The organism is Roseomonas sp. WA12 (assembly GCF_054165765.1).
In genome coordinates this window covers 4110660-4135834 of sequence record NZ_CM135108.1, presented here as the reverse complement: position 1 = coordinate 4135834, position 25175 = coordinate 4110660, and the positions used below count along the sequence as shown (strand labels likewise).

General features: G+C 70.7%; 26 protein-coding genes. 11 read left to right on the top strand and 15 right to left on the bottom strand.

The features are described 5' to 3' along the window. Positions 1 to 5 precede the first annotated feature (5 nt). From ACVBD7_RS19560 to ACVBD7_RS19550, 3 genes are all read right to left on the bottom strand, one after another. Positions 6 to 1202: an ABC transporter substrate-binding protein gene (locus ACVBD7_RS19560; RefSeq protein ID WP_458094915.1), complete on the bottom strand. Its 1197-nt coding sequence runs from the start codon at positions 1200 to 1202 to the stop codon at positions 6 to 8. Between the two features lie 117 nt (positions 1203 to 1319). Continuing rightward, positions 1320 to 1856, bottom strand: coding sequence for a 3-hydroxyanthranilate 3,4-dioxygenase (locus ACVBD7_RS19555; protein ID WP_458094914.1), 537 nt, complete (start codon positions 1854 to 1856; stop codon positions 1320 to 1322). 5 nt (positions 1857 to 1861) lie between these two features. Further along, on the bottom strand, positions 1862 to 2851 hold the full coding sequence (locus ACVBD7_RS19550; protein ID WP_458094913.1) for a dihydrodipicolinate synthase family protein: 990 nt from the start codon (positions 2849 to 2851) through the stop codon (positions 1862 to 1864). 150 nt (positions 2852 to 3001) lie between these two features. On the opposite strand from ACVBD7_RS19550, the gene ACVBD7_RS19545 reads away from it, so the two are divergent. Together ACVBD7_RS19545 and ACVBD7_RS19540 are read left to right on the top strand one after the other, a co-directional pair. Further along, positions 3002 to 4654, top strand: coding sequence for a Na/Pi cotransporter family protein (locus ACVBD7_RS19545; protein WP_458094912.1), 1653 nt, complete (start codon positions 3002 to 3004; stop codon positions 4652 to 4654). 150 nt (positions 4655 to 4804) lie between these two features. Next, entirely contained in the window at positions 4805 to 5293 is a 489-nt protein-coding gene (locus tag ACVBD7_RS19540) for a hypothetical protein (RefSeq protein WP_458094911.1), read from the top strand. Here the strand turns inward: ACVBD7_RS19540 and ACVBD7_RS19535 are convergent. The 5 genes from ACVBD7_RS19535 to ACVBD7_RS19515 form a co-directional block, all read right to left on the bottom strand. Next, positions 5290 to 5649 (bottom strand): helix-turn-helix domain-containing protein, encoded by a 360-nt coding sequence (locus tag ACVBD7_RS19535; protein ID WP_458094910.1) that lies wholly within the window; start codon positions 5647 to 5649, stop codon positions 5290 to 5292. The genes ACVBD7_RS19540 and ACVBD7_RS19535 overlap by 4 nt on opposite strands. After that, positions 5646 to 6491 carry a 3-keto-5-aminohexanoate cleavage protein gene (locus tag ACVBD7_RS19530; protein ID WP_458094909.1) on the bottom strand — a complete coding sequence of 282 codons (846 nt, stop codon included), beginning with the start codon at positions 6489 to 6491 and terminating at the stop codon, positions 5646 to 5648. The genes ACVBD7_RS19535 and ACVBD7_RS19530 overlap by 4 nt, the downstream gene beginning before the upstream one ends. Before the next feature lie 175 nt (positions 6492 to 6666). Continuing rightward, on the bottom strand, positions 6667 to 7203 hold the full coding sequence (locus ACVBD7_RS19525; protein ID WP_458094908.1) for a Smr/MutS family protein: 537 nt from the start codon (positions 7201 to 7203) through the stop codon (positions 6667 to 6669). Further along, complete coding sequence (locus ACVBD7_RS19520; RefSeq protein WP_458094907.1) at positions 7204 to 8007, bottom strand: LutC/YkgG family protein; 804 nt, start codon at positions 8005 to 8007, stop codon at positions 7204 to 7206. Beyond that, a complete protein-coding gene (locus ACVBD7_RS19515; RefSeq protein ID WP_458094906.1) occupies positions 8004 to 9431 on the bottom strand; it encodes a lactate utilization protein B in 1428 nt (475 codons plus the stop codon). The genes ACVBD7_RS19520 and ACVBD7_RS19515 overlap by 4 nt, the downstream gene beginning before the upstream one ends. Before the next feature lie 95 nt (positions 9432 to 9526). On the opposite strand from ACVBD7_RS19515, the gene ACVBD7_RS19510 reads away from it, so the two are divergent. Together ACVBD7_RS19510 and add are read left to right on the top strand one after the other, a co-directional pair. After that, entirely contained in the window at positions 9527 to 11104 is a 1578-nt protein-coding gene (locus tag ACVBD7_RS19510) for an ABC transporter substrate-binding protein (protein ID WP_458094905.1), read from the top strand. Further along, positions 11104 to 12192, top strand: coding sequence for an adenosine deaminase (add, locus tag ACVBD7_RS19505; RefSeq protein ID WP_458094904.1), 1089 nt, complete (start codon positions 11104 to 11106; stop codon positions 12190 to 12192). The genes ACVBD7_RS19510 and add overlap by 1 nt, the downstream gene beginning before the upstream one ends. 109 nt (positions 12193 to 12301) lie before the next feature. Here the strand turns inward: add and hemA are convergent, their stop codons facing one another. From hemA to ACVBD7_RS19490, 3 genes are all read right to left on the bottom strand, one after another. Further along, a complete protein-coding gene (hemA, locus tag ACVBD7_RS19500; protein WP_458094903.1) occupies positions 12302 to 13507 on the bottom strand; it encodes a 5-aminolevulinate synthase in 1206 nt (401 codons plus the stop codon). Positions 13508 to 13680: 173 nt separating this feature from the next. Next, on the bottom strand, positions 13681 to 14856 hold the full coding sequence (locus ACVBD7_RS19495) for an acetyl-CoA C-acetyltransferase (RefSeq protein ID WP_458094902.1): 1176 nt from the start codon (positions 14854 to 14856) through the stop codon (positions 13681 to 13683). 237 nt (positions 14857 to 15093) lie between these two features. Further along, positions 15094 to 16332, bottom strand: coding sequence for an alpha/beta fold hydrolase (locus ACVBD7_RS19490; RefSeq protein ID WP_458094901.1), 1239 nt, complete (start codon positions 16330 to 16332; stop codon positions 15094 to 15096). Positions 16333 to 17051: 719 nt separating this feature from the next. Here ACVBD7_RS19490 and phaR point away from each other — a divergent pair. Next, the gene (gene phaR / locus ACVBD7_RS19485) at positions 17052 to 17705 is read left to right on the top strand and encodes a polyhydroxyalkanoate synthesis repressor PhaR (RefSeq protein ID WP_458094900.1); all 654 of its coding nucleotides are present in this window, start codon (positions 17052 to 17054) and stop codon (positions 17703 to 17705) included. 69 nt (positions 17706 to 17774) lie between these two features. Here phaR and ACVBD7_RS19480 read toward each other — a convergent pair whose 3' ends face one another. Then, positions 17775 to 17963, bottom strand: coding sequence for a soj family protein (locus ACVBD7_RS19480; RefSeq protein ID WP_458094899.1), 189 nt, complete (start codon positions 17961 to 17963; stop codon positions 17775 to 17777). Positions 17964 to 18233: 270 nt separating this feature from the next. On the opposite strand from ACVBD7_RS19480, the gene phbB reads away from it, so the two are divergent. The 3 genes from phbB to ACVBD7_RS19465 all read left to right on the top strand — a co-directional run bounded on the left by phbB (position 18234) and on the right by ACVBD7_RS19465 (position 20098). Continuing rightward, entirely contained in the window at positions 18234 to 18956 is a 723-nt protein-coding gene (gene phbB, locus ACVBD7_RS19475; protein ID WP_458094898.1) for an acetoacetyl-CoA reductase, read from the top strand. Between the two features lie 70 nt (positions 18957 to 19026). Beyond that, positions 19027 to 19284, top strand: a complete 258-nt coding sequence (locus ACVBD7_RS19470) for a hypothetical protein (protein ID WP_458094897.1) — start codon at positions 19027 to 19029, stop codon at positions 19282 to 19284. Between the two features lie 178 nt (positions 19285 to 19462). Next, the gene (locus tag ACVBD7_RS19465) at positions 19463 to 20098 is read left to right on the top strand and encodes a YciI family protein (RefSeq protein WP_458094896.1); all 636 of its coding nucleotides are present in this window, start codon (positions 19463 to 19465) and stop codon (positions 20096 to 20098) included. A gap of 54 nt (positions 20099 to 20152) precedes the next feature. On the opposite strand, the gene ACVBD7_RS19460 is transcribed toward ACVBD7_RS19465, so the two are convergent. Further along, the gene (locus ACVBD7_RS19460) at positions 20153 to 20503 is read right to left on the bottom strand and encodes a phage holin family protein (protein ID WP_458094895.1); all 351 of its coding nucleotides are present in this window, start codon (positions 20501 to 20503) and stop codon (positions 20153 to 20155) included. Between the two features lie 105 nt (positions 20504 to 20608). Here ACVBD7_RS19460 and yddG point away from each other — a divergent pair, with 105 nt between their 5' ends. Further along, the gene (gene yddG / locus ACVBD7_RS19455; RefSeq protein WP_458094894.1) at positions 20609 to 21475 is read left to right on the top strand and encodes an aromatic amino acid exporter YddG; all 867 of its coding nucleotides are present in this window, start codon (positions 20609 to 20611) and stop codon (positions 21473 to 21475) included. 130 nt (positions 21476 to 21605) lie between these two features. Here the strand turns inward: yddG and ACVBD7_RS19450 are convergent, their stop codons facing one another. Beyond that, complete coding sequence (locus ACVBD7_RS19450; protein ID WP_458094893.1) at positions 21606 to 22217, bottom strand: class I SAM-dependent methyltransferase; 612 nt, start codon at positions 22215 to 22217, stop codon at positions 21606 to 21608. Then, a complete protein-coding gene (locus ACVBD7_RS19445; protein WP_458094892.1) occupies positions 22214 to 22915 on the bottom strand; it encodes a YggS family pyridoxal phosphate-dependent enzyme in 702 nt (233 codons plus the stop codon). The genes ACVBD7_RS19450 and ACVBD7_RS19445 overlap by 4 nt, the downstream gene beginning before the upstream one ends. Here ACVBD7_RS19445 and ACVBD7_RS19440 point away from each other — a divergent pair. Together ACVBD7_RS19440 and ACVBD7_RS19435 are read left to right on the top strand one after the other, a co-directional pair. Next, on the top strand, positions 22914 to 23519 hold the full coding sequence (locus ACVBD7_RS19440; RefSeq protein ID WP_458094891.1) for a thiamine phosphate synthase: 606 nt from the start codon (positions 22914 to 22916) through the stop codon (positions 23517 to 23519). The two genes, ACVBD7_RS19445 and ACVBD7_RS19440, sit on opposite strands and share 2 nt — an antisense overlap. 249 nt (positions 23520 to 23768) lie before the next feature. Beyond that, a complete protein-coding gene (locus ACVBD7_RS19435) occupies positions 23769 to 25073 on the top strand; it encodes a porin (RefSeq protein WP_458094890.1) in 1305 nt (434 codons plus the stop codon). The last annotated feature ends 102 nt before the right edge of the window (positions 25074 to 25175 follow it).

Genomic DNA, 25175 nt, shown 5'->3' with positions numbered 1-25175 from the left:
GTGCCCTAGAACCGGCACTGGGAGGCGTAGGCATCCCCGTGATCGGTCAGCACGCGGTCCTTCGTGACGAGCGCGGGCTTGCCGGCGACATTCTCCACCTTCAGCGCCCACCAGTCCTGCACGGGGTGGTTGTTGGACCCGAAGCGGAACTTGCCGCGCGTGCTCTCGAAGCTGGCAGGGCGCATAGCGCGGAAGAAGGCTTCCGTATCGTCCACCTTCCCGCCCGTGCCCTTCAGCGCGGCGCCGATGGCCAGCGCGGTGTCGTAGCCCTGCTGGCCGTAATAGGTGGGCAGGCGGCTGTACTTGCGCTGGAAGGCCTCAACGAAGCGCTTGCTGGCGGCGTTGTCGAAGTCGCTGTTCCAGTGGGCGGTGACGTTGATGCCCACCGCGGCATCGCCCACCGCGGTCAGCGTCGTGCTGTCCATCGAGGGCGAGGCGAGGACCATCGGCACATTCGCCAGCAGCCCGGCCTGGATGTACTGGCGGACGAAGGCGATGCCGAGGCCGCCGGGGTGGAACTGATACACGCCATCCGGGTTGGCGGCGCGGATCTGCGCCATCTCGGCCGCGTAGTCCGTCTGGTCGAGGCGGGTGTACACCTCGCCCACCACCTGGCCCTTGTAGAGGCGCTTAAAGCCGGTGATGGCGTCGCGCCCGGCCTGGTAGTTGGGGGCCAGGATGAACATGCGGCGCTGGCCGAGATTGGTGGCGAGCTGGCCCGCGCTCTCATGCAGGCTGTCGTTCTGCCAGGCGATGGACCAGAAGTTCTTGTGGCACTCGCGCCCCGCGAGGTTCGAGGGGGAGGCGTTGGGGGAGACGTAGATGCCGCCCCCATCCAGCACGTCCGGCGCCACCGCGCCGAGGACGTTGGAGAAGACGATGCCGGTGAGCAGCCGGATGCGCTCGTTCTTCATGAACCGCTCGGCGATCTGCTTGCCCTGGCCAGGGCGCAGGCCGTCATCCTCCACCATCACCTGCACGGCCGCGCCGCCGAGCGTGCCGCCTTCCATCTCCATCGCCAGCATGAAGCCGTCGCGGATGTCCTGGCCGAGATAGCTGCCGGGGCCGGACAGGGAGGTGATCATCCCGATCTTCAGCGGCGCGTTCTGCGCGATGGCCGGGCGGGCCAGGGCGCCGAGCCCCAGGGCGGCGCCCGAGGCCAGGAGGCCGCGTCGATTCAGGGTCACGCGCTGCAGGGTCATTGGAAGCCTCCGGGTCGTTTCGTTGAAGCCTAAAATACTTTTCGGGCGTCAGTCCACCACCGGTTATGCAGGTTCCAGGCCGCCCTGGAGGACGGCGCGGGTGCCCGCCGGCTGTTCCTAGAGGCTCACCCAACCCTCGGGCGGGGTCTTGCCAGGGTGCAGCGCGCCGCAATGCGGGCAGGTGCGCTTCTCCTCGCTGGCGTAGAACTCGGCGTAGAGGGGCGGCAGGTCGCGCACGATGTCGGTCACCACCAGCTCGATGCGATGGACGCGGCCGTTGCACGTGAAACAGTACCACTCGAAGGCATCGCGGGCGCCTTCGGGGCGGCGGCCCTCCACCACCAGGCCGATGGAGCCGGGCTGCGGGCGCTGCGGCGAGTGCGGCACATGCTTGGGCAGCAGAAAGACCTGACCCTCGCGGATGGGGATGTCCTGGATGCGGCCGTCCATGTGCACCTTCAGCACCATGTCGCCGCGCAGCTGGTGGAAGAACTCCTCCACGGGGTCGTCGTGGAAGTCCACGCGCCCGTTCGGGCCGCCGACGATCTGCACGACCGTCTCCGCATCCTCGAAGAGCAGCTTGTTGCCGACGGGCGGCTTCAGCAGGTGCTCGTTCTCGGCGATCCAGGCCTTGAAGTCGAAGGGCTTGCGCATCGGCGTCACTCCGCAGCCTGTCCGGGCGCCTGCCGCTTGGGCATCTTCAGGCCGCAGGCGTTGAAGGCGGCGCGGGTGGCGGCGCGCTCGGCTTCCGTCAGGTTCAGCATGGGCGCGCGCACGGGGCCGCCGGCCTGGCCGAGCAGCTCCATCCAGTACTTCGTGTGGGCGGGCGGCTTGCCGCCGGGCTTGGTTGATCGGATGGCCTGCCGCACGGGGGCGAGGCTGTCGAAGACGCGGCGGGCTTCCTCGGCGCGGCCGGCGAAGGCGAGGTCGGTGTATTCGCGCATGCGCGTGTCGGCCGAGGTTTGCAGCAGGGCGGGCGGGGCGGAGCAGAGATAGAGGCGCCAGCCGAGCTCCAGGATGTTGTCGAGCCACTCCTCCTCGCTGGCGGTGCTGACGAGCAGCGCGTCGCCGGCGTGACGGGAGAGCTCGGCATACATCTCGCGCGGGACGGAGTATTTGATGGCGACGACGCTCGGGATCTCCGCGATGCGGAGGCACAGGTCGGGGCTCATCAGGTAGCCGCTGTCGGGATGCGACCACAGCGCGATGCCCAACCGCGTGCGCTCGCTGATGTGGCGGTAGTATTCCACCAGCGTCTCGTCGCGGTCGTGCAGGAAGTGCAGCACGGGAGCGTGGACGACGATGAAGTCGGCGCCGCAGCGCTCGGCATGGGCGGCAAGCTCCAGCACCGTGTCCAGGTTCTGGTCGGAGCAGGACATGATGGTGCGGCGGCCCGTGTCCCGCGCCACCTCGGCCGCGATGGTGAAGAGGCGCTTTCGCTCCTCCAGCGAGAGGGAGAAGAACTCGCCCTGCTTGCCAGCGACGAAGACGCCGTCCACGCCCAGATCGGTGAACCAGTGGCGCAGGTTGGCGCGGAAGCCGGCCTCGTCCAGCGAGAGGTCCTGGCGGAAGGGTGTGGGGGCGGCGCACCAGAGCCCGCGCAGGTGTTCGCGCGCGAAGGGCTTCGCGCCTGCCCGGTCGTAGTCCATTGCCCCGCCTCCCGCCTGGATCGGCGAGCCTATCGCCCGGTGCGGGCGGGCGAGAAGTCCCCCCCGGGGCTGTGATGCCCGGAGTTCCACATTCAGCGTGCAAATCCCCACACGCCGTCCTTATATGTCACGCGTCGTCTGGAGGTTGTTTTGGACGCATTGCGGCTGCTGATCGAGCTGGCGGGCGAGGCCGCGCTGCTGCTGTTCGGGCTGCACCTCGTGCAGCGCGGGATCGAGCGTGCCTTCGGGGCGGATCTGCGGCGCGTGGTGCGAGTGGCGCTGGGGTCGCCGCTGCGCGCCTTCCTGGCCGGGCTCGGCGTCACTGCGGCGTTGCAGAGCAGCACGGCGGCGGCGCTGATGGTCGGTGGGCTGGCGGCGAACGGCGCGCTGGCGCTGGTGCCGGCGCTGGCGGCGATGCTGGGCGCCAATGTGGGCACGGCGCTGATCGTGCAGCTCCTCTCCTTCGACGTGCGCGCGGTTTTCCCCGCGCTGATCCTGCTGGGCTGGGCGGCCTATCGGCGGCCGCGCATCCGCCAGCGCGAGGCCGGGCGGGCAGCCATCGGGCTCGGCATGATGCTGGCGGCGCTGCATCTGATGCTGGAGAGCATGGCGCCGCTGCAAGCCTCGCCCGCCTTCCGCGAGGTGTTGCACCTGCTGGAGGGCTCGCCGCTGCTCAACCTCGTTGCGGCGGCGGCGCTGGCCTGGGCGATGCACTCCTCCGTCGCCGCGGTGCTGCTGATCGGCTCGCTCGCGGGCGCCGGCGTGCTGGGGCCACAGGCGGCAGTGGCTATGGTGGTGGGTGCCAATCTCGGCAGCGCGGTGACGCCCGTGCTCGCCGCGCGCGGCGACGTGCGGGACCTGTCGCGGCAGCGCATGCCGATCGGCAACCTGGTGAACCGGCTGGCGGGGGCGCTGCTGGCCCTTGCCCTGATCGGGCCGGTGACGGAGGCGCTGCGCTGGGTGGATGCCTCCCCGGTGCGGCTGGTGGCGAACGCGCATCTCGGCTTCAACCTGATCCTGGCGCTCGTCACCCTGCCCTTCCTCGGCCCGCTCGGCCGCGTGCTGACCCGGCTGCTGCCCGCGCCCCCGGCCGCCGCCGATGCCGCGGCGCCGCGCTACCTGGATCCGGAGGCGGTCTCCATGCCCGCCGTCGCGCTCTCCAACGCGGCGCGGGAGGTCCTGCGCATTGCCGACGAGGTGGAGGCGATGCTGCGCGATGCCGCGGCCGCGCTGCGCCGCGCCGATATGGACCGGGCGAAGGCCACGGCCCGGCGGGACGATGTGGTGGATGGGCTGCACCGCGCCGTGCACAGCTACCTCGCCAACCTGCCGCGCGAGAGCCTTACCCCAGCCGAGGTGACGCGGCTTGAGGAGATCCGCGACGTCGCCATCGTGCTGGAGCATGTGGGCGACATGGTGGAACGTGGCCTGGCCCGGCACGCCACCCGCGCGGCCCGTCGCGGCACGGCGTTGCCGCCGGAACTCGCGGAGGAGCTGGGGGCGCTGCACGGGCGTGCCATCGCGCAGCTGCGGCTGGCGGTGGCCGTATTCATGGGCAACGACCCCGCCGCCGCGCGGCAGCTGGTGGTCGAGAAGGAGGGTTGGCGGCAGGCGGAGCGCGCGGCGGTGGAGCGGCTGGGGCGCAGCGCGGACGATGCCTCGGCGGCCACCGCAAGGCTGGCGCTGGATGTGACGCGGGACCTGAAGGGGATCGCCGGGCATCTGGCGGGGCTCGCCCATCCGCTGCTGGAGCGGGAGGGGTTGCTGCGGGTCAGTCGCCTGCGGACGGCGCCAGCGGCCTGAGGCGGCCGGCGGATAGCCCGGCTGCGATGCATATTGATTTGCGAGCGCTTATCAGTTGCGGTAGATCATAGGGCGCAGCCTCAGGAGGATGCGGATGACCCTCGCCCGCCCGTGCCGGCCCGTCACGCTCATGCTCCAATGAGCGGCGGCGTGTGCGACGGATGCCACCCGCCCGTGCCGGGCGAGCGGCCCACGATGGATCTCGGCGCTGAGGAGTTGTTCGTCGTCGGCGCGCTGCGCGCCTGGGTGGCGCCGCTGCAGGTGCCCTCGGCCCCGCATCCGGATTGGCGGGAGATCATGGGGCTGGCCTCCATGTCCTCCGCGGCTGTGGTCGCCTTTGATCTGTTCATGACCATCATCGCCCAGGGCGCGCGCCGGCTGCTCGACGTGCGGCACCCGCCCTGCACCTCCCTCGGCGAAGCGGAGCTGGGCATGCTGCGCCTGGTTACGGCGCTGCAGCGGGGCGACCGGGCGACGGCGATCGACCTGCTGAAGGACTGGCTGACGGGGGAGGCCGTGCCCGCAGCACTGCGCGCGGCCGAGCAGTTCGCGGAACTGGCCGCCAGTGGCGGGATGCGGCTGCCCGCGGCACCACCGCCGCCACGCTTCGTCTTCGCGCCCAGCCCGACGCTGCACTAGGTCTCCTGGCCTTCGATCACCGCGCGCAGGGCCGCGATCTTTGCGGGCGGCAGGGTACGGATGGTATCGGCGAGGCGGTTGGCCAGGGCGGTGGCCTCCGGCGTAAGGCCGGCGGTGTCGAGCACCACGCGCGGCCGCGACAGCCGCGCGAGGCGGTTCAGCTCATCCGCATCATCCCAGATCAGGCCGAGATACTCGCAGACCTGATGCACCAGCCCGTCCGAGGGCGCGCCGCGCCGGCCGTGTTCCAGCGCGGACAGGTAGGCGGCGGAGACCTGCATTGCCGCCGCCATGTCCTGCAGCGCGACACCACGCTCGGCGCGCCATTGCCGCAGGCGTGCGCCGAAGGGCGTCACGCCGCTGGCGAGGGGGCCGGCGCGAGGCCGAGCATCCGGCGCGCCTCGGCCGGTGTGGCGGGACGGCGGCCGTGGCGAGCAGCGGCTTCCACGGCCATCCGAACCAGCTCCGCGTTGGAGGCGGCGAGGCGATCGCGCGAGACGCGGATGTTGTCCTCAAGCCCCGTGCGGACGCCCTGCGCGCCGCGGGCCAGCGCCCATTCCATCACGCGCGCCTGGTTCACGCCGATTCCGGCCGCGGTCCAGCTCGCATCGGGCAACACGCGGCGCAGCTCGCCCAGCATGAGGTTCAGCAGGTGTTCCTCCGCGGGCATGGCGTTCTTCACGCCCATCACGAACTGCACATGCGGGCGGGCATTCATCAGCCCGGCCTCGTGCAGGCGCTTTGCGCCGTGCAGGTGGGAGAGGTCGAAGATCTCGATCTCCGGCAGCACGCCGTTGTCGCGCATGCCCGTCGCCAGCTGCTCCACCAGGGCGGCCGAGTTCTCGTAGACGATGGTGGGGAAGTTCACCGAGCCGGTGGAGAGCGAGGCCATGTCCGGCTTGAGAGGCAGCGAGGAGCCGCGCGCGGCGGGATCGCGCCCACGGCCGCCGGTGGAGAACTGCACGATCATGCCCGGGCAGTGCTTCCGCACACCCTCCTGCACCTGCGCGAACAGCACGGGGTCTGAGGAGGAGGATTCATCGGGGTTGCGGACATGAATGTGCACGAGCGTCGCGCCGGCCTCGAAGGCCTCATGCGTGGATTCCACCTGCTCGGCCGGGGTGGTGGGGACCGCGGGGTTGTCCTTCTTGCGCGGGACGGAGCCGGTGATGGCAACGGCGACAACGACGGGGTCCATGGGCGTCTTTCCCGGGGTGGTTCGGCGGGAAGCTTAGGAGAAAGGCCGGGGGAGTGAACTCCCCCAGACCCCCCTCCTTCTTTTGGGGTGTTCTGCTGGCGCACCAGTGGCCGTTGTTCCGCGGCAGCCCGATAGAAAAAGGAGGGGGTCCGGGGGAGTTCACCTCCCCCGGCCTTCACCGCCGCCTTCGCAACAGCAGATGCACCGCGCCCGTGTTCGCCCGATGCGGATGCGCGGCACCCAGGATTAGTGGCCGCACGGAGGGCAGGTTCAGCCAGTGCGGCAGCTCGCGGCGCAAGATGCCGCCCTCGCCACCGCCCTTGCCAGTGACGATGGCCACGCAGCGCAGCCCGTCGGCATGGGCGCTGCGGAGGAAGGAGAGGGTGGCGCCATGGGCTTCCTCGGCGCGGCAGCCGTGCAGGTCCAGCGTGCGCTCGGGGCGGGTCTTGCCGCGGCGGAGGTCGCGCCAGCGCTTCTCGTCCAGCCCGGCGCCGGGCTGGCCGACGGAGACGGTCGGCACGCCGGGGGTGGGTTTCGGGCGCGGCGGGGGCGTGACGGCGGCGGGGGCCGGGGCGGGTTCGGGCGGTGGGGCGGGCGGCGGCGGAGGCGGGGGTGCGTCGCGGCCGGGCAACGCTTCCACCGCGTTAAGCGACAGATAGGCGTGCCAGAGCGCCCGCTCCGACGGCGAGACGATGCGGGAGCGGCGGGCCATCTAATCGGCCGGGTTGGCGATCTCGCCGGGTCGGGCCACGGGTTCCCGCGCTGCCTCCGGGCGCGGATCGGCGATTTCGGAAAGGAGGGTGCTGGCGGCGGGCTCGTCCTCGACTAGCACGACATGGAGGCGGCGCGGGCCGTGGGCGCCGAGTTCCAGCGTCTGCTCGATATCGGCGGAGCGGGAGGGGCCGGTGACGAACATGATGTTGCGCGGCATGAAGCCGCCCGAGGGTTCCGCGCCGCTGCGTTCGGCGCGCAGGCGGTCCCACGCTTCCTCATAGGCGCCGACAATGGCGGAGGCGCGGATGACGGCGATCTCCGTCTCGGGCAGCAGGTTCAGCGTGGTGGGGCGCGTGGGGTCCGATGGGAACAGGAGCGTGCCGGTTTCCGCGACCGCAGCCCAGGCGTGCTGGACGGAGACGGGGTCGTCCGCTTGCGCGCGGCGCGTCTCGAATTGCAGCATCGGTCGGTCGGACCAGGGCAGGCCCGTCAGCTCGGGATGTGGCGCCATGACGAAGCGCGGTTCGAGATTCTGGGCGGCCAGGTAGTCGGCGATGGCGGCAGGGACGGAGGCGGCGGTCTCCACGCGCTCGACAGTGCCGAACTCCTTCTCCACGTTCTTCACGAAGAGGGAGATCTGCTCCGCGCGGGAAACGCGGGAGCGGGCGGGGATGAGGTGGCGCGGATGGGTGGCGAGGCGGCCGTCCAGCATCGCGCGCTGATCCGCCGGCAGCGGGCCGCGATGCAGGCCGCGGCGGATGGCACCGAGGATGTGCTCGCGGCTGTTCCCTGGGCTGCTCATCGGCGCCTCTGTGTTGCAGCGTAGCGGGCCATGAAGGTGCCGCCGGGTTCGGGGGCGGGAAGATCGCGGCTGCGCGTCCAGCCGCCGGCGAGCGGCAGGCTGCGGAAGCGGCCGGTGCCGCGGCCGAGCAGGGCCAGCGCGCCCATGCCGAGGCAGGAGGCGGCGCGGTACCAGGCGGGGCGGCGCGCGAACCAGGCCCAGATGTTCAGCCCGCTGCGGATGGTGGACGGGGTGAGGTGACGCTCGAACTCGCGTTCGCGCCAGTGGCGCATCATCTTCGGCAATGGGATCTTTACAGGGCAGACGCTTTCGCACCGGCCGCAGAAGGAGGATGCGTTGGGCAGGTGGCCCGACTTCTCCACGCCCACCAGCGAGGGCGTGAGAACGCTACCCATCGGGCCGGGATAGACCCAGCCGTAGGCGTGGCCGCCGGTGACGCCATAGACCGGGCAGTGGTTCATGCAGGCGGCGCAGCGGATGCAGCGCAGCATGTCCTGGAAGTCCGTGCCCATCATGTTGGAGCGGCCGTTGTCGATGAGGACGACATGGTAGGCCTCCGGCCCGTCCAGGTCGCGTTCGCGGCGGATGCCCGTGCTGAAAGTGGTATAGACAGAGAAGTCCTGGCCACTCGCGGAGCGCGCGAGGACACGCAGGAGGCTCGTGCAGTCCTCCAGTGTGGGGACCACCTTCTCGATACTGGCAAGCGCGATGTGAACGCGCGGGAGCGTCTGCGTCAGGTCGCCATTACCCTCGTTGGTGACGATGACGGAGCTGCCGGTCTCCGCGATGAGGAAGTTGGCGCCGGTGATGCCGACATCGGCGGCGAGGAAGCGCTCGCGCAGCTTCTGGCGGGCTTCCACCATGATGTCGCGGCGCTCATTGAAGACGCGGTCCTTTGGAAGGTCCGCATGGGCGGCGCGGAAGCGGCTTTCCCAATCCTCGCGGTTCAGATGGAAGGCGGGGGCGATGATGTGGCTGGGCGGTTCGTCGACCAGCTGCAGGATATACTCGCCGAGATCTGTCTCGACGGGAGTGATGCCGTTTGCCTGCAGGTGCTCGTTGATCCCGATCTCCTCGGAGATCATCGACTTGCCCTTGGTCACGGTTCGGGCATCGGCGTCCTGGCAGATCCGCAGCACGACGGCGCGCGCCTCGGCGGCGTCCGCGCACCAGTGCACCTGGCCGCCGTTGGCCTGCACGTTGCGCTCGAACACCTCAAGGTAGTGGTCGAGATTGGCGAGGGTGTGGTTCTTGATATCGCGGCCGATGTCGCGCAGCTGCTCGAATTCCGGCAAGGCCGCGACCGCCAGGGTGCGCTTGGAATTGAAGCCGGACCCGCCGCGCTTGAGCGCCTTCTGCAGCCCCGGATCGGCCAGGGCGCGCGCGGCGCGGCGCTTGAAGTCGGGGGAGGTGAGCGCAACCATTCCCCTGTGTAGCGCGGCGGAGCGCCCTGCGGAATGGCTGGGTTGGTGCGGGGATTGCTTGTAAACGGCCCCATAAGGCTGTTTTGAGAGTTCCCATGCACCGCCGCTCGCTGCTTGCCGCCTCCACCCTCCTGGCGGCCCCCGCCTTCGTCCCGGGCCTGGCCCGCGCCCAGGGCGCGTCCCGCGCCACCACCCTGCGCGTGGTGCCGGAGACGCTGACGACCATCCTGGACCCACATTTCACCACCAGCTTCACCACGCGGGACTTCTCCTACCTCGTCTACGACACGCTGCTGGCGGTGAACGACAAGTGGGAGCCCACCCCGCAGATGGCCGAGCGCTGGGAAACCAGCGCGGATGGGCTGGAATGGCGCTTCTTCCTGCGGGAGGGGCTGACCTTCCATGACGGCTCGCCCGTGACGGGTGAGGATTGCGCCGCCAGCCTGCGCCGCTGGGGCGCGCGGGATGCGCTGGGCAGCGTGATGATCAGGGCGACCGAGGTGCTGGATGCCCCGGATGCGCGCACCATCCGCATCAAGCTGAAGCAGCCCTTCGGCCTCGTGCTCCAGGCGCTGGCAAAGCCCGGCGCGATGGTGCCGATGATCATGCCCAAGCGCCTGGCCGAGACGCCGCCGAGCCGGCCGGTGACGGAGCCGATTGGGTCCGGGCCGTACAAGTTCGTCGCCGCCGAGTACCGGCCGGGCGACCGGATCGTGCTGGTGCGGCATGAGGATTATCGGCCGCGCGCCGAGCCCTCCGTCTGGGCCTCGGGCGCCAAGCGCGCGACCTTCGAGCGCATCGAGCTGATCGCCATGCCCGATGTCTCCTCCCAGGTGAGCGCGCTCGCGACCGGGGAGGTGGATTATCTGGAGCGGCTGCCGGCGGATGTGCTGCCCATCCTGCAGCGCAACCGCGCGGTGAAGGTGCAGGTCGTCTCGCCTTTCGGCTACCAGGGCATCCTGCGCTTCAACCACCTGCTGCCGCCCTTCAACGACGTGCGCGTGCGGCGCGCGGTGATGATGGCGGTGGACCAGAACGACTACCTGCCCGGCGTGGCCGGCCTGCCTGAATACGCGCGCGAGTGCCGCTCCATGCTCGGCTGCGGCACGCCATACGAGACCACGGCGGGCATGCCGCTGAAGCCCGATCTGGAGGCGGCGAAGCGGCTGCTGCGGGAGAGCGGCGTGGACCTGTCCAAGCCCGTGGTGATCCTCCACCCCGCGGATGCGCCGGGCATCGCTTCGCTGGGCCTCGTCACCCAGGACCTGCTGACGAAGTTGGGCTTCACCGTCGATCTGCAGAGCATGGATCTGAACACCTTCTTCGGCCGCCGCGGGCGCCCGGAGGGATGGAACATCTTCCACAGCACCAACACCGTGCCGGACATGCAGACGCCGCTGCAGAACAGCTACATGGAGGCGTCGGGTCCGCCGAACGGTTTCGCGGGCTGGCCGAAGGACGACCAGGTGCAGGCCGAGCGGGCCGCCTTCGCCGCCACCTCCTCGGAGCCGGAGCGCAAGCGGCTGTCCGAGATCATCCAGGCGCGCGCGGCGGAGCAGGGCTTCTACATGCCGCTCGGCCAGTTCGTGGCGGCCTCGGCCTGGCGGGCGGAGCTGAGCGACGTGCCGGTGGGCCCGGCCATGTTCCTCTGGAACATCCGGCGCGGCCGCTGATGCTCAGGTACTCCGACTGGCTCGACCTCGTCCCCAAGGTCGAGCTGCACCTACACATCGCCGGCGCCATGCGCGCGACCACGCTGCACGACATCGCCACCGCCAACGGCGTGCGCCTGCCGCGCCCGGCGGAGACGCTGTACCAGTGGCCGGATTTCTACGGCTTCCTCGAGGTGCTGCGCCTCGGCGCGCTGGCCGTGCGCCAGCGCGAGAATTTCGAGCGCGTGGCCTATGAGTGCATCGAGGACATGCACCGGCACGGCAATGCGCGGCATGTCGAGATCTTCTTCAACCCGCATTACTACACGCCCAATGGCGCGACCTATCCGCTGATCGTGGAGGGGTTGGCGGCCGGGCTGGAACGCGCCGAGCGCGACTTCGGCGTCTCCTCGCTGATGATCGCCTGCATCGACCGCAGCGTGTGCCTGCCCAGCGAATCCCTGGAGATGCTGGAATGGGTGCGGGCCCATCCGCATCCGCGCGTCGTCGGCATCGGGTTGGATGGCGCGGAGCGCGCGGGGCCGCCGCTGGTCTGGGTGGAGGCCTGGCGCCGCGCAGGCCGCATGGGGCTGCGCCGCACCGCCCATGTCTGCGAGGACAACCAGACGCTGTTCGAAGGGCCGCCCGCCCACATCACCCATTGCCGCGACGCGCTGGGCTGCGACCGCCTCGACCACGGCTACAACATGCTGGCCGACCCTGCGATCATGGCGCGCATGGCGCGCGAGGGCACGCCCTTCACCATGGCCTGCTGGTCTTCGATCGTGCCGAACCGCCTGCCGCGGATCGAGCGCATCCGGCGCATGTTCGAGGCGGGGCTGAATATCGTGCTCGGCACCGACGATCCCACCATGTTCGCCACCACCATCGGCCATTCCTGGCGGCAGGTGTTCCATCACACCGGCTGGGGCGTGGCGGAGGCGCGCAGGCTCAGCCTGGCGGGGGTGGAGGCGAGCTGGCTGCCGGAGGACCGCAAGGCGGGTCTGCGCGCGGAGTTCACGGCGGCGCTGGATCGGCTGGAGCCGGCGCTGGATCCGTCGGACCGGGCGCTGGATCTGGCGATCGAGCGGGAGCGGCCGCGCTGGTGACCACAGGGGAAGGCTCTGCCTTCCCCAGACGCCATTCGTGAGGAACCTGAGGTTCCTCGACCTCCCGTCTGTTTGTAGGCCCGAGAGGCAAAGCCTCGCGGGACAGACTTCACGCGGCGCGCTTCTGCCGCTGCAGCCCCAGCCGGTCCCACACCGCCGAAAGCGCGCCCGCCAGATGGGCGATGGCGGCGTCGTCATGCAGCGGCGTCGGCGTGATGCGCAGGCGCTCGGTGCCGCGCGGCACGGTGGGGAAGTTGATGGGCTGGATGTAGATGCCGTGGTCCTCCAGCAGCATCTCGCTGGCCTGGCGGCACAGGGCGGCGTCACCGACCATGACGGGCACGATGTGGCTGGGGTTTTCCATCACCGGCAGGCCTTCGGCGTGAAGGGCGGAGCGGGTGGCGCGGGCGCGTTCCTGGTGGGCGGTACGCTCGGCGTCGGAACCGCGCAGGTGGCGGATGCTGGCCAGGGCACCGGCCGCGACAGCCGGGGTGAGTGTGGTGGAGAAGATGAAGCCGGGCGCGAAGGAGCGGATGGCGTCGATCAGGGTGCGGCTGCCGGCAACATAGCCTCCGCCGACACCGTAGGCCTTGCCCAGCGTGCCTTCCACGACGTCGATCCCCACGCCGTCGCGCGCGGCAACGCCGGCGCCACCGGGGCCGTAGAGGCCCACCGCATGAACCTCGTCGATATAGGTCAACGCGTTGTGGCGGCGGGCGAGGTCTGCGATGGCGCGGATGGGGGCGATGTCGCCATCCATGGAGTAGACGGATTCAAATGCGACGACCTTCGGCGCGTCCAGCGGCAACTCGGCCAGCAGCTCAGCAAGGTGGGCGACGTCGTTGTGGCGGAAGACGCGCTTCGGGCCGCGGCCGTTGCGGATGCCGGCGATCATCGAGGCGTGGTTATCGGCATCCGAGAGGATGGTGGCGCCGAGCAGGGTGGCCAGCGTCGAGAGCGCGGCCTCGTTCGCGGTAAAGCCGGAGTTGAAGACGAGCGCGGCCTCCTTGCCGTGCAGGGAGGCGAGTTCCGCTTCCAGCGCCACGTGATGGCGGCCGGTGCCGGAGATGTTGCGCGTGCCGCCGGCGCCGGCGCCGTCCTGCTGGATGGCGGCGATCATGGCGTCCCGCACCTTTGGGTGCTGTCCCATGCCCAGATAGTCGTTGCTGCACCACACGGTGACCGGGCGGCCATCGGCGCGCAAGGCACGCGGGAAAGCGCCGGGTTGGCGGTGGAGCGTCAGGAAGTGGCGGTAACGGCCCTCGGCGCGCAGCGCGTCGAGATGGGAGGCGAGGAGGGCGTCATAATCGGGCATGGCGGAGGGCATATGGGGCCGGCACTGCAGTTCTGATGGGGTTGCGTAAGCCCCTGGCCTTGCGGAATCAACAACGCAGGGGCCGGCCCGGCGAGAGACTGCTGCCGTGCCCTGACTCGAAGAGGACGGTGAGGGGTCCGGGGAGAATTCCTTCTCCCCGGCCTTTCCTCAGCTCAGGCCGCCTCGACGCACATCGCGACGCCCATGCCGCCACCAATGCAGAGCGTGGCCAGGCCCTTCTTGGCCCCCTGCCGCCGCATCTGGAACAGCAGCGTGGACAGCACCCGCGCGCCCGAGGCGCCGATCGGGTGGCCCAGCGCGATGGCGCCGCCGTTCACGTTCACCTTGGAGGGGTCCCAGCCCAGGTCCTTGTTCACCGCGCAGGCCTGGGCGGCAAAGGCCTCGTTCGCCTCGATCAGGTCGAGGTCGTCGATCGACCAGCCGGCCTTCTGCAGCGCCTTGCGGGACGCCGGGATCGGGCCGGTTCCCATGATGGAAGGGTCCACGCCCGCAGTTGCCCAGGAAACGATGCGGGCCAGCGGGGTGACGCCGCGCTTGGCCGCTTCCGCGCCGCGCATCACCAGGATGGCCGCCGCGCCGTCATTGATGCCGGAGGCGTTGCCGGCCGTAACGGAGCCGTCCTTCGAGAAGGCGGGGCGCAGCTTCTGGAGGATCTCCAGCGTGGTGTCGGGCTTGGGGTACTCGTCGTTCTCCACCACCGTGTCGCCCTTGCGGCCCTTCACGGTGACGGGGGTGATCTCGTCGCGGAAGCGGCCGGCCTTCATGGCCTCGCCCGCCTTGCGCTGGGAGGCAGCGGCGAACTCGTCCTGCTGCTCGCGCGTGATCTGGAACTTCTCGGCCACGTTCTCGGCCGTGCTGCCCATGTGGTAGCCGTGGAAGGCGTCCCACAGCCCGTCGCGGATCATGGTGTCGACCATGGCGAGGTCACCCATCTTCTGGCCGGCGCGCAGATTTGCCGCGTGCGGCGCCTGGGTCATGCTCTCCTGCCCTCCCGCGAGGACAATGCTGGCATCGCCGGTCGCGATCTGCTGGGCGGCCAGCGCCACCGAGCGCAGGCCGGAGCCGCAGAGCTGGTTGATGCCGAAGGCCGTGCGCTCCACCGGGATGCCGGCGAGCACCGCCGCCTGGCGGGCCGGGTTCTGCCCGGCGCCGGCGGCCAGCACCTGGCCGAGGATCACCTCGTCCACCTGCCCGGGCTCCACGCCCGCACGCTCCAGCGCCGCCTTGATGGCGATGGCGCCGAGCTGATGGGCGGGCAGGGTGGAGAAGGCGCCGTTGAAGCTGCCCACCGGGGTGCGGGCGGCGGAGGCGATGACGATGTCGTCCATGACCGGCTGTTCCTGTGCTTGTCCGGGCGCCGTGCGGCGTCTCGTTCCGTGTGCGGTGCTGCGAGAGTGCGTCCGGCGCCGGGAGCGCACAACCTCGTTCGCGGTTTGATGTGGGGCGGGAGGAAGGCCGGGGGGAGGTATCCCCCCGGACCCCCTTCTATTTCTGAAGGTTCTAGTGGCGCGCGTTCATCGCCGTCCGCGGCAGCCCTGCTGAAAAAGGAGGGGGTCCGGGGGAGTTCACTCCCCCGGCCTTCGCAGCCAGTCTCGGAGGGGCGACCACAGCACGGTCTCCGCCTTCATTCCCGCCGCCATCCCGATATGCCCCGCCGAAACGTCCAGCACCGAAGCGTCAGGCAGCTGGCGGGCCAGGGCCCGGGCGCTATCGGGCGGCACGATGCGGTCGCCGCGCGGGATGGCCAAGAAGGACGGGCCGCGCCAGGCGGCGGGGTCCACTGAGGCACCGGCGACGCGCCATTCGCCCTTGGCCGGGGTGTTGGCGCCGTACCAGCCGGCCAGGCATTCGCGGGCGACAGGGGCGGACAGGGGGATGCCGTCGTTCAGCCAGTCCTCAAGCGCCACGAAATGGGCAGCGCGAGGAGAGGAGGGGTCGAGCCGGCCGAACGTGCGGAACTTCCGCGCGATGCCGAAGGGATCGAGCCCGGCGAAAAGAAGCTGGAGGGCATCGACGGGCAAGGCGCCGGTGGCGGCCATGGCCGGTTCCAGCGCCGGGAGAAGTTTGGCGACGGCCTGGGCGCGGGGGGCGTCGGCGGCGTGGAAGTTCCAGGGCGTGGCGAGGAGAGCGAGGCCGCGGACGCGGTCCGGCCGGCGGAGGGCTGCGGCAAGGGCGAGCAGCCCGCCCATGCAGTAGCCGACCAGGGTAACGGGACCGCCGGTGGCCTGAGTGGCGGCGGCAATGGCGCGTTCGAGGCGGCCGGCGATCCAATCGGTGAGGGTGAAGCCGCGCTCGGCGGAGCCGGGGGTGCCCCAGTCCAGAAGGAGGGTTCGGGTTCCCTGGGCGGCCATCCAGCGGAGCATGGAATGGCCGGGCATCAGGTCCAGCACCGAGGCTCGGTTGACCAGGGAGGGGATGAAGAGGGCAGCGTGGCCGGCTCCGCCGTAATCCAGCAGGCGGGAGGGGCTCTCGGACCAGAGGGCGGGCGGGTCGGGCAGGTCGCGGCGCCAGGGGTGAGTCCGGTAGGCCAGGATGCCGCGGATCAGCGCGGCGTCGTCCTGCCACAGGCGCTGCCAGACGGCGGCACGGAGGGCGTCAGGCCCTGCGCTTCCGCTTTCGCGAAGGATCCGGTCCCGCTCCGCCAGACCCGCCGGCGAGCGCGGCGCGAAGCCCGGCCAGCTCGCGCTCCAGGGCGTCGAGCCGGGCGGCGAGGGGGTCGGGATCGCGGCCAGGGACAGCCAGGCTCGGTTCATCGAGAGGGCGAGATGTGCCGGGAGGGGGCGGGGGCCGCGGCGGGGGGTCATGCAGCGGGTCCGGGGTAACTGTCTGGAGCGGGGATGGCGGCGCCGCAGCCATGCCCGGTGCGGGCCATGCTGGTGCCCCGGGTGGAACGGGCCAGCCCGGCGGCGGCGGACCGAACGGTGCTGGGCTGACCGGGGCTTGGCTGAACGGCATCGCGCCGAATGCAGCGTGGCCGAACGGGGTGGGGCCGAACGGGGTAGGAGCGGGCGGGAAGAGGGCGGACTGGCCCCATCCGGGCGGCCATGAAGCGGAGGCGGGCGGGGTGGCCCAGGCGCGCATCCAGGCGGCCCAGCCGGAGGCCGAGACGGTGGTCCATTCGGGGTCCGCGGCCATGGCGGCGAGCTCGCCCTGCCAGAGAGCGATCCAGTCCTGGGCCAGCTGCGCAAGATCCGGCGATGGGCCCGGACGCTGGTCGGGATCCTGACCCTCGCCCCCTGCCCCACCCGACCCGGCGCTTTTCGAACCGCTCATTCATTCTCCGGCTGGCATCCCCGACCCCGCGGCACGCCCGCTGAAAACCCGGCCAGCGGCTTCCTCGCCGTTCCGGCCCGCGGTCCGTGGCGCGGACGCCGCGCCGCGAATCCCGATGCGAGGCGCCTTCCGCAGTGCGGCATGGCAGGTCTAGCATTGCATCCTGGCCGGTCATCAAGGCTGCAACCCGCCCCGGGCGCAAGAACGACACATCACGTCCGGGCGATCCCCGGAAGAGGAACACCGTACCATGTCCGAATCCGCCGCGCCCCAGGATCCGACGCCCGACGTGCCGGCCCGCCCGCCGGTCGTGGTGAAGAAATACGCCAACCGGCGGCTCTACAACACCGAGACCTCCTCCTACGTCACGCTCGAGGATCTAGCGGGAATGGTGCGGCTGGGGCGGGACTTCACGGTGTCGGACGCCAAGTCGGGGGAGGACATCACCCGTTCCGTGCTGACGCAGATCATCGTGGAGGAGGAGAGCAAGGGGCAGAACTTGCTGCCGATCCCCTTTCTGCGCCAGTTGATCGGGCTGTACGGGGACAGCCTGCAATCCGTCGTGCCGCGCTACCTGGAGGCGACGATGGGCGCCTTCGCGCGGCAGCAGGAGGGGATGCGGCGCGCGGCCCAGGGCGCGATGGGGGGCACGATGGGATCGTCGATCGGCGGGATCGCGCCCTTCAACGCCTTCGCGCCCTTCGAGGAGTTGGGCAAGCAGAACCTGGCGATGATGGAGCGGGCGATGAGCCTGTTCTCGCCCTTCCCGCGCGGCGGGGCGGCCGGCGCGCCCGGCTCGACGCCGGAGGAGGGTGCCGTGAGCGAGGTCGAGGCGATGCGCGACGAGATCGTCGCGCTGCGCGAGGAGCTGGCGGAGCTGCGGCGCAAGAGCGGCGCCGGCTGACGCAGGCAAAAGCCGTCGCGGCCCGAACGGGCTGACAGATCCCGGCCCAGGAGGGCCGGGCGCGGCCGGTCAGGCCGCCATGCGCCGCTGCGCGCCGTCCTGCGCCAGGGAGGCCGCGGCCTCGGCCAGATGGCCGGCGGCGTCCTCGGCACCTATCTCCAGGCAGCAGCGCTCCAAATGCGCCATCAGGCGCATCAGGGCGGCCATGTCGCGCCGGGCGTGGTCGGGCCAGAGGACGGCAGCGATCGGGGTGTCCATGGCGGGGCGATCCTCGGCGGGCGGTCGGTGCGGTGCGGGCGGGGGCGACGCGGACCGTTGGGTGCGCGGGCGGGCGGCCCTCTACACCCGCCCGGTGCGGAAATGCCAGCATTTGTTTACGCGCAGGCCCGCATCCGGAGGGCTCCGGCACAGGCTGACCACGCAAATCGGCGTTGTGCGGTGCGATCTTGCTCGCCGTACCCTTGATGCCCCTCCTTGCCCACGTCAGCTTTGGATGCGGGAGACAACGGACTTGAAAGGGCGCAGGAAATGGCACGAATCGCACTCGTGACGGGTGGGCAGCGCGGCATCGGCGCGGCCATCAGCGAGCATCTGCAGAAGGCCGGGCGCACCGTCGTCGCTTCCTATGCCGGGAATGACGAGGCGGCACGCGCCTTCACCGAGCGGACGGGTATCCGCACCTACAAGTTCGACGTCTCGGACTGGGAGCAGTGCGCGGAGGCCACGCGCCGGATCGAGGCCGAGGTGGGGCCGATCGAGATCCTGGTGAACAACGCCGGCATCACGCGCGACAACACGATGAAGCGCATGGACCGCAAGCAGTGGGACGACGTGATCGACACCAATCTCGGCTCCTGCTTCAACCTGTGCAAGCTGGTCTGGGACGGCATGTCGGCCCGCAAGTTCGGGCGCATCGTGAATATCGGCTCCATCAACGGCCAGGCCGGGCAGTACGGGCAGGTGAACTACGCCGCCGCCAAGTCCGGCATCCACGGCTTCACCAAGGCTCTCGCCCAGGAAGGGGCGCGGGCCAGCATCACGGTGAACGCCATCGCCCCCGGCTATGTAGACACGGAGATGGTGCGCGCCGTGCCGGCGGATGTGCTGGAGAAGATCATCGCACGTATTCCGCGCGGGCGGCTGGGCACGGCGGACGACATCGCGCGCGGGGTCGCGTTCCTGACCGCCGACGAGGCCGATTTCATCACCGGCTCCACGCTCTCCATCAATGGCGGCCAGCACATGTACTGAGCCGCACGGGCCGGAACCGGCGGAGGCTGCGGCCGTTATCCTTTTCCAGCCAATGGAACGGGAGATGAGCATGACCGCATCGAAGCACCCCAAGGGCGGCATGGGCGCCAAGGAACGGGGTGAGGATGGGCTGGGGGACGGCATCCCCCGCCCGCCGTCGGATGACGAGCGCAATCCGGGCATCGGGTCCTCCAAGGGCACGTTCGGCCGGGGAACCGATCCGGAGGCGCTGCAAGCCGACAACACCGATGAGGGTGACGTGGCCAACGACACGACACCCAATGGCGGGATCACGCCGGGTGGCGGGTTTGGGCGCACCAACAAGTAGGTGGCTCTTCGGTGGTCGTGCGGGAGGGTCTGCCTTCCCCGCGACCACCAGGGGGGCAGCGGCCACCCCGGACCCGGTGAAATCTTGCAGCAGGGGAGCGGCGCTCCCCCGGGGCCACCCGCGTGCTTGCGCCACCCGTCGCCCCGCGCAAGCCTGAGGCAGCTCGGAGGGCGATACGATGACCGAATGCCGGATGGTCCTGGCGCGGGCGACGGCGGAATCCGCCGCTCGGATCGGGGCGGTGAGGGAGGCCCATCTGGCGCTGATCGGGCCAATGGCGGAGGCGGGGGAGTTGATCCTGGGCGTTCCGCTGCTGGACGAGGCGGGCGCCAACCGCGGTTCGCTGATGCTCGTCACGCCCGAGGCGCTGGACCGCTATCTGGAGGCCGAGCCGTTCCGGCGGGAAGGGGTGTGGGAGGGCTTCGAGGTGCATCCCTTCCGGGTGGCGCCGCTGCCCTATCGCCCCTTGCCGGACGGGCCGGTGCCGCCGCAGCCGACCCATGCCGTCGCTATCGGTTGGGATGGGCAGGATGCCGATGCACTAGCCCGGCGGCTCGCGGTGCGGGATGCGCATTTGGCGCGGGTGCGGCCGGCGGCGTTGGACGGTACGCTGACAGTCGGCGGGGCAATTCTAGATGCGCCAGGGGGCGCGATGCGGGGTTCCGTCGCCATCACCGCGCATCCTGATCTGGACACGGCCCGCGCCTGGTGGGCGCAGGACCCCTATGTCACGGGCGGGGTGTGGCAGAGGGTGTCGTGGCACGCCACACGGTTCCCCCCGCTGCCCTACCGTCCGCTGCCCGGCTCGGTATAGGGCAGCGGCACGGGGTACCGGGACAGCCGCCGAGGCGGCTTGTCCCGGAAGGGCTCAGGCGGCCGCGCGGTCGCCGACCAGCTTGTTGGCGATCCAAGAGACCAGCCAGATGATGATTGCGCCGAAGAAGGCTGCGCCGAAGCTGGTGATGCGCATGCCCGGCATCAGCAGTGCGGTGAGGCCGAGCATCAGCGCATTCACAACCAGGGTGAACAGGCCAAGCGTGAGGACCGTCAACGGCAGGGACATCGTGGCCACGATCGGGCGAATGACCGCGTTCACCAGGCCGAAGATGATGGCCGCGATGATCAGGTTGGTCAGGCTCGGGAAATACAGCCCGGTGACGACGTTGGCGGCGATGTAGAACGCCACCGCCGTGATCAGCGTACGAATCAGGAAACCCACCTTGCTCTACTCCTTTGCCAATGCGGCGCCGGACAGAACCGGCGGGACGCGGGGGCAACGCTGCCTTCCCGCACCGGTTGCGGCCTGTTTCGCAGGTGCCGTTCCGTGAGCCGCGCGGCAGGCTTCGTCCTCTCCGCGCCCACCCTCTCCGGCATCGGTGCGTTGGTGCTCTGGGCCTTCCTGGCGCTGCTTGCGCGGTTCGGTGCCGGGCTGCCGCCGCTGCAGGTCACGGCCATGGCCTTCTGCACGGCGGGGCTGCTGGCGCTGGGCTGGCTGGCCCTGCGCGGGCAGCTCGGCGCGCTGCGGCAGCCGCCGATCGCCTGGGTTCACGGGGTGGGCGGGCTGTTCGGCTACCACGCCCTCTATTTTGCGGCCCTGGCCTGGGCGCCGCCGGTGGAGGCGAGCCTCATCAATTATCTCTGGCCGCTGCTGATCGTGCTGCTCTCGGCGCCCATCCTGGGCATGCGCCTCGGGCCGCGGCGGCTGGGCGGGGTCGCGCTGGGCTTCCTGGGCTGCGCGCTGGTGGTGGGGCCGGGCGCTGCCTTCCCGCCTGGCGCGGCGCCGGGGTTTCTCTGCGCAGCGGCAGCGGCGCTGACCTGGGCTGTGTATTCCGTCACCGCCCGCCGCCTCTCTACCGTGCCGACCGAGGCGGTCGCGGGGTTCTGCCTGGCCTCCGGCATTCTCGCCACACTCGCGCATCTCGGCTTCGAGACGACCGTCATCCCCTCCGCCCGGCAATGGGCGGCGGCGGTGCTGCTGGGGCTTGGGCCGGTGGGGGCGGCCTTTTTTCTATGGGATGTCGGGATGAAGCGGGGCGACCCTCGGCTGCTCGGCACCCTGGCCTATGCGGTGCCTGTCGCGTCCACGCTTCTGCTGCTGCTGGCCGGGGAGGGCACGCTCGGACCGCGGCTGGCGGTGGCGGCGGGGCTGGTTGTCGGGGGTGGGTGGCTGGCGGCTTCGGCGAAGGGGTAGGGAAGAAAGCCGGGGGAGAAGAATTCTCCCCGAGACCCCCTCATCCTTTTCTGTGAGGCTGCCGGGGAACGGTGGCGACTGGCGCGCCAGAAAGCCAGCCAGAAGAAGCAAGGAGGGGGTTTAGGGGAGTTCACTGCCCCGGCCTTCTGAACACTCCTCGCACCACCTCTGCCGGTCCTTGGTGCTTCGGCCCCTCATCCAGCAGCACCGTCCCCTCCACGCATTCCAGCAGTTCCAGCCCCGCGAAATGCTTCCGCATCAGCGTGCCGGACCAGAGCAGCGCCGGCTCGCGCGGCCCGCCGGAACGGCGGCCCTCCTGGGCGGGGGTGAAGCCCTCCAGCACCAGCAGCCCGCCCGGCGCCAGTGCGGCGGTGGTGCGGGCGGCAACCAGCGCCCGGTCGGCGGGGGGCAGGTGAACGAAGATCCAGGCGATGAGGTCGAAGGCGGCCAGAGGCCAGTCCCAGCTCGTCAGGTCCGCGGTGACGGTACGCATGGAGACGTGGCGGCTGGTGGCAAGGGCGCGGGCCTTGGCCAGTCCGGCCTCGGACCAGTCCAGGCTGGTCACATCCAGGCCGCGCTCGGCGAGCCAGACGCCGTTGCGGCCCTCGCCGTCACCGATGGCCAGGGCGCGCATGCCCGGACGCAGGCGGGGGGCCTGGGCTTCGAGGTGCCGGTTGGGGTCCTGGCCGAAGGCGAAGCCGCCGCCGACGTAGCGGGCATCCCAGGCGGCGGCGTCGCTCAAGCGGCGGGATAGGGACGGGCGCCGAAGATCGCGCTGCCAACGCGGACCTGGGTGGCGCCGCAGGCGATCGCGGCCTCGAAGTCGCCGCTCATGCCCATGGAAAGGGTGGACAGGCCGTGCGCCGCCGCGAAATCGGCGAGCCAGCGGAAATGCGGCATCGGGTCCTCGCCCTCGGGGGGGATGCACATGAGGCCGGCAATGGTCAGGCCGTGCTCCTCCCGACAGGCACGAAGAAAGCTCTCGGCCTCGTCCCGCGCGACGCCGGATTTCTGCGCCTCGGCACCGGTGTTCACCTGCACCAGCAGCTCGGGCGCGCGGCCCTCCTTGGCGATCGCCTCGGCAATGGCGGCGGCGAGCCTGGGGCGGTCCAGGCTCTCGATCACATCGGCCACGCGCACGGCATCCCGCGCTTTATTGGTCTGCAGCCCGCCGATGATGTGCAGGCGCATGGTGGGATGGGCGGGGCGTAGGGCCGGGAACTTGCCGGCGGCTTCCTGCACGCGGTTCTCACCGAACATCGTCTGGCCGGCGGCCAGCGCGGCCTCCACCGCATCGGTAGGATGGGTCTTCGAGACGGCGACGAGGGAGACGGTGGCGGGGTCGCGCCCAGCGCGGTCACAGGCCTCGGCGATGCGCGCCTTGATCCGGGCGAGATTCGCGGCGATGGCAGCCGTGTCGATGGGGGGCAGGTCGGTCATGCGGGGGCGTAGGCTAGGGCAGAACGGGGCGTCGGGGAACGCGGGCGGCCGCGCGATTCCGCCGCTCTGGCTGCTCAGCGATGCCCGGCGGCTGCCGGATCCGCGGGCGGCGGCGCGGCACCTGCCACAAGGCAGCGCGGTGCTGGCGCGAGACCTCGATTCCGCCCTGCTGCGCCCGCTCGCCGAGCTGGCGCGGCGGCATCGGCTGGTCCTGCTGGTGGCGGGGGATGGACGGGCGGCGCTGGCGCAGCGAGCGGGGCTGCACGTGCCGGACCGGCGGCCCGTATCCGGGCTGTTGCCGGTGTTGCTGGCCCGGCGGGGCGGGGGCGGGCCGTTGCTGTCGGTGGCGGCGCATGGGCGGGCCGGGATCTCCCGGGCCCGGCGGCTGGGGGCGGATGTGGTGCTGCTCTCACCGGTTTTCCCCACCGCCAGCCATCCTGGCGGGGCCACCCTCGGGGTGCTGCGCTGGGCAGCGCTGGCGCGGCGGGTGGAGCGGCCAGTGATCGCACTCGGGGGGATGGACGGGCAGCGGAGCCGACGTTTGCCGCCCCTTGCGGCCGGCTGGGCCGCTATAGCCGCCCTGGCCGCCACGCTGCGGCAATGATCAGCCCGGGTTTATGCCCGATCCCCGGCTGCTCACGGGGTTGTGGCGGAACGGACACAGTGTTTCGCGCATGTCGCGTTCTGCGCCATTGCCTGATGGACGCCCTTCAAGCGCTTGAACCATAGTCCCCGCGGGCTCGGCCAAGGGGGCGCATCCAATGGGATGCCAATCCGCGGCAAACCCGCCGAGGGGGGCGGGCGGGTCGCGTGAAGCGCCGGGACAACCCCCGGTACGTCAGGAGGATTTGGGATGCGCAAGCTTCTTCTTGGCAGCACGGCCGTTGCCGCCGCTGCCCTTTTCGCGCCGGTTGGCGCCTCGGCACAGGGCGTCAACTTCGCCGACGGCTCGATGGGTGCGCCCGCCGTGTCGATGCGCGGCCTTGAGGTGCGCGTGGGTGGCTACTTCCGCGCCATCTACAACTACACCGACCAGGACGGCTCCAACAACGCGACGACTCGCCTCGGCAAGTCCGACTTCAGCCAGGAGATCGAGATCCACATCCTCGCCTCCGGCAAGGCGGCGAACGGCCTGCGCTACGGCGTGGCGCTCGAGATCGAGAACGACGCCTACCGTCAGCCGCAGGCTGGCAACCCGGCGACGAACGTCACCACGAACGGCGCCAAGAACACGCTGAACTACGACGAGGCGTGGGCCTACCTCGCCGGTCCCTGGGGCCAGATCCGCTACGGTGACGAGGACGGTGCGATCCAGCAGCTCGCCTCCGGCCACATCACGGGCTTCGGCATCGGCGGCCTCGACTCGGGCGACGCCTTCCAGCAGGTCGTCGGCGGCAACTACCGCATCGCCCTGAACAACCCGAACGACCTCGGCGACAACACCAAGCTCATCTACATGTCGCCGCAGTTCCTCGGCTTCGATGCGGGTGCGAGCTTCTCGTTCAACACGCAGGAAGGCCCGCTCTCGGGCTGCGACTCGCTCGCCAACGCCGCGCTCTGCGACCGCGTGAGCGCGCTGCCCGGTGGCAGCACCCGCCGCCGCAACGAGGTCCAGGCCGCGCTCCGCTGGCGTGGGTCCTTCGGCCCGGTCGGCCTGGCCGCCACGGTCGGCTACATCGGCGCCGACTCCGTGAAGAACACGACCTTCCCGGCGATCTCGGGCCAGCGCATCGACATGGTGTGGGCCGGCGCCGCGGTGACCGGCTTCGGCTTCACGGTCGGCGGCTGGTACACGGGCGGCAGCGCCAACGCGAACTACGCCACCCTGACGGAGAGCCGTACGGGCGCCCTCACGGACGATCGCAACGTCGGCGCCTACCTCGTCGGCGCGACCTACACGATCGACGCGATCACCGTCGGTGGCCACTTCACGCAGGTCCTCTCGGCCGGCAGCCAGACCTTCGGCACCGGCGGCCGTCGTGAGACCGCCTTCGCCGTGGGCGGCAACTACCGCGTTGCGCCGGGCCTCGACTTCTTCACCGAGTACCTGCAGAGCCAGCGCAAGGAGCGTAACTTCAACATCGCCACGGGCACCGTGGGCGCGACGGACGGCATCAATGTCGCCACCGTGCTGGCGGGCTTCCGGGTCGCTTTCTGATCCGAACCGGCCTTCCGGCCGGATCGAACGGGAACGGGGCGGCGGGGAAACCCGCCGCCCCATTCTTTTGGCCTGCCTTTAGCGCTGCTTTCGCCGGGTTCC